General features: G+C 59.5%; 2 protein-coding genes and 1 pseudogene. All 3 read right to left on the bottom strand.

The features are described 5' to 3' along the window. Nucleotides 1-4 precede the first annotated feature (4 nt). The gene (locus tag NW818_RS12560) at nt 5-1,555 is read right to left on the bottom strand and encodes an S-layer homology domain-containing protein (RefSeq protein WP_414424740.1); all 1,551 of its coding nucleotides are present in this window, start codon (nt 1,553-1,555) and stop codon (nt 5-7) included. 172 nt (nt 1,556-1,727) lie between these two features. Next, nucleotides 1,728-2,768, bottom strand: a complete 1,041-nt coding sequence (locus NW818_RS12555) for an NADP(H)-dependent aldo-keto reductase (protein WP_414424739.1) — start codon at nt 2,766-2,768, stop codon at nt 1,728-1,730. A gap of 93 nt (nt 2,769-2,861) precedes the next feature. Next, a pseudogene (locus NW818_RS12550) lies at nt 2,862-3,634 on the bottom strand (hypothetical protein); the annotation flags it as partial.

The following is a 3,634-nucleotide window of genomic DNA, read 5'->3' as shown; positions in this document are numbered from 1 at the left end:
CTTATTATTGACTAGAGTCATGCTCTCCGCCAGGCTGGGGAGTGGGAGTGGGTGTAGCTTCCGGCGTTGGGGTCGGTGTGGGCGTGGCTGTCGGTGTTGGGGTTGGTGTTGGGGTCGGTGTGGGTGTCGCTGCTGGTGTCGGGGTTGGTGTTGGAGTTGGTGTGGGAGTGGGCTGGGCGGCCTGCACCTGGAAAGACCACTGCTGGATGGTGGTGTTGCCGCTGGTATCGGCAATTTGGACGGCGATCAAGGTCGGTCGATCGGTGGGCAGCGGCTCGGCAGGGGTGTAGGTAAAGCCGGTGCGGGTGAGCTGGGCTTGGGCGGTGACATCCACATTGTTCACCAGCAAGGTAAAGCTATTCAGGTCAATTCCTTGGTCATCTTGGAAACGGGCTGAGATGGAGGGGCGAGGGTTGTCTGTTAGGGATCCATTGGGAGGGGCCAGTTCGCTGATGGTGGGGAAGGTGGTGTCGGTAACCCGCCCGATGGTGATGGTCTTATCCGGCAGCTGCACCAGGGTTACCAGTCCATCCCGCTCCAAGCGGACAAAAACAGGCGCTTCTGAGGCCCGGTCTTGGCTGCGGAAGGTGTAGCTGCCCTCGTATTGCCCTGGGCGGGTTTCCTGCAGTGGCAGGTTGTAGGCAATGCCGGGGATGGAAAACGATCCCTGCGCACCTGGGGATCCCAGCAAAAACACGGTAATCGTATCTCCTGGGTTTACAGATCCCAGCTCTTCGCGGGCAAAGAAGGTTCTCACCTCTGGAGCGGCGGGCAGCGTTTCTACCAGAGGCTCAATGGGAATGTCCGGCGTGGCCAGGGGTTCGGGCGTAGGAGTGACCTGGGCAAGGAGCTCGGTACGGATCCCAGGGCCGGGAATGGCAGCCCCCACCGGCGGATCCAAATTGGGCACCCGGCCCACCTTGGCCAGCGCTTGGTAGGTAAGAGCAGCCACTTCCCCCCGCGTGGCCACCGCCTGGGCATTCAATTGGGTGGGGTTGGGGTAGAGCACCAACAGCCCTTCCTGAACTGCTGTCGCGATGGGGGCGCGGGCAAAGTTGGGAACCAAATTGGCATCGCCGAACGCGGATAGGATCGCGTCAATTTGGCCGGCATCTTCGATGAGCCTACCGTTGGTGGCGGCACGGGTCAGGACAGTGATGGCCTGCGCACGGGTGAGCACATCGTTGGGGCGAAAGGTGCCGTCCGGAAAGCCGGAAACAAACCCTGCCGCTGCCGCCGCGCCGATGGAGGGAGCCGCCCAACTGGGAATGGGATCGGCAAAGGAGCGCACAGGAACGTTGGTATCTAGGCCAAAAGCCTTGGTGACAATAACGGCAAATTGGGCACGGGTGATGGATTCATTGGGACGAAAGGTGCCATCCGGGAAGCCGCCGATGATCTGCCGTTTATTCAACCCAGCAATGTACTGGGCACCCCAATAGGTGCTGATATCAGAAAGTTGGGCCCAAGCGGGATCCCCAAGCCAGGCCAAGCTGCTGCAACTGATCACCAGAGCGGCGGTTTTCCAGCCCTGCCAAAGGGAAAGCTCACGCATCGTTCACACCTCAGGTTCTGGGTACAGGATTCAGGTCTCGGATCCCCACTCTTGGCTGGGAGAGGCCATAGAAACTGGCCGGACAGAAGAGTTGGAGAGGATATCCAAACCGCACACCCAGACGAGGAAACCTTCTGAAAAGTTCTGTCTGGCCACCGGTTTCGCCAACCTTTCAGGGGGCAGGATTGGGGTAGCGCTGGTGCACCGCCTCGATCTCCGCCAGGATCTGCGGGGACAGCTCCACATCCAGGCAACTGAGGTTCTCTTTGAGTTGGGTTAGGCTGGTGGCCCCAATGATGGTGCTGGTGACAAACCAGCGGCTGCGCACAAAGGCCAAAGCCAACTGGGCCGGTGTCAGACCGTGCCGGCGGGCAATTTGCACATAGGCGGCCACCGCTTCTTCCACATTCGGCTTGCGGTACCGCTGGCCAAAGCCTTCAAACAAGGCCAAACGGGATCCCGGCGGCTTCACCCCCCCCAGATATTTGCCCGTCAGCAGCCCAAATCCGAGCGGGCTGTAGGCCAGCAAGCCCACCTGCTCGTGGCGGCAGACTTCCGCCAGGCCCATTTCAAACGTGCGGTTGATGAGGCTGTAGGCATTCTGAATCGAGACCACCTTGGGCAACCCCAGTTGCTCAGCCACCTGGCAGAACTTGCTCACCCCCCAAGGGGTTTCGTTGCTCAGGCCAATGTAGCGAATGAGACCCTCTTGCACCAATTCCGCCAGAGCCTGCAACTGCTCGGCAATGGGAACGGTGGGCCGCTCCTGGCTGGGATCGTAGGCAACGCCCCCAAACAGGGGCACGTAGCGATCCGGCCAGTGGATCTGGTAGAGGTCGATGTAGTCGGTCTTCAGGCGCTTGAGGCTGCCGGCCACCGCCTGCTTGAGGTTGTCGCGGGTAATGGACAGGGATCCGCCGCGAATCCAATGCCAGGGCCGACCAGGGCCGGTGATCTTGGTGGCCAGGATCAGGCGATGCCGCGGTTGGTGTTGTAGCCACTCGCCGATGTAGCGCTCGGTGGATCCCTGGGTTTCCGCCCGCGCCGGCACCGGGTACATCTCGGCGGTATCGATGAAGTTGATCCCGTGCTCCACCGCGTAGTCGAGCTGTTCGAAAGCCTCAGACAAAGTATTCTGCTGCCCAAAGGTCATGGTGCCCAGGCAGATCTCGGAAACTTGCAAAGGGCTGTGGCCAAGCTGGCGGTAGCGCATGGGGAATCTCCGTCTCCAACCCTAGACAGCGCGCCAGTCCCCATTGTGCCCAAAACCTGTCGGCCTACGGGATCCCCCGCTCTGCCCCCGTTCCTATTTCGGTGCGGATCCCAGCAGAGGAACGTACTCGCGGTAGAGCTGACCCAAAATTTCCAGACCAATGCGGGTGCGGCTATCGGGGGGGCGAGCCTCAATGGCCGCCTTGACTTGTAAAATCGTGCCCACCGGATAGGGGGAGCGCAGCTCCTCCCGCTTGCCCAAAAACACATCCGTAAAGTAGTCGATCAGCCGCTTGACTTCTCCCACGTCCTTGCGGGAAATGTCCATATCCAAAACGGTGGTCAACTTGGCCCGCATAGCCTGAAAACTTTGCTGGCCGGTGTTGAGGGCCACCCGCTTGGCCAGGCTATCCACCACAATTCGGGTGATTTTCTCTACATTTTGAGTCACAATTTCTCGGTGGCGGGCGGCAAAGCGCAACTGAACCTCATCCAGAAATCGTTCTCGTTCCAGAATCTGGATGCCCTGTTGCTCCAAATCCACCCCATAGCTCTGCAATTGCTTATACTGATTCAAAACCCATTGGTTGTAGAAGGAATCGGCCAAAACTCGCCAATAGCTAATGAGGGTGGCCTCGGCAGAGGGAACGCTGACCAAATAGGCCTCGCTGGTGATCAGGCGCAAATGCTCTGTCAGCTCATCTCGCTCCTTCTCATCCAAGTAGGAGGTGCGCGGCACCCAAACTGCCCCGTACTCGCTTTTCACCTCTCCGGGCAGGGATCCGAAGAGGGTGTCAAAAAACTGATGAATGCTGAAGAGAAGAAACTTTCCCGGATCCTGAAGGCGGTTGAGCAGTTCCTGTTTTT

The organism is Synechococcus sp. R6-5 (genome assembly GCF_047461775.1).
GTDB lineage: Bacteria > Cyanobacteriota > Cyanobacteriia > Thermostichales > Thermostichaceae > Thermostichus.
The sequence above is the reverse complement of the archived record's forward strand: the minus strand, read 5'-3'. Positions and strand labels throughout refer to the sequence as shown.

Coding starts and splice junctions, on each gene's coding strand:
- NW818_RS12560 (WP_414424740.1), bottom strand. CDS start 1,555: ATGCGTGAGCTTTCCCTTTGGCAGGGCTGGAAAACCGCCGCTCTGGTG.
- NW818_RS12555 (WP_414424739.1), bottom strand. CDS start 2,768: ATGCGCTACCGCCAGCTTGGCCACAGCCCTTTGCAAGTTTCCGAGATC.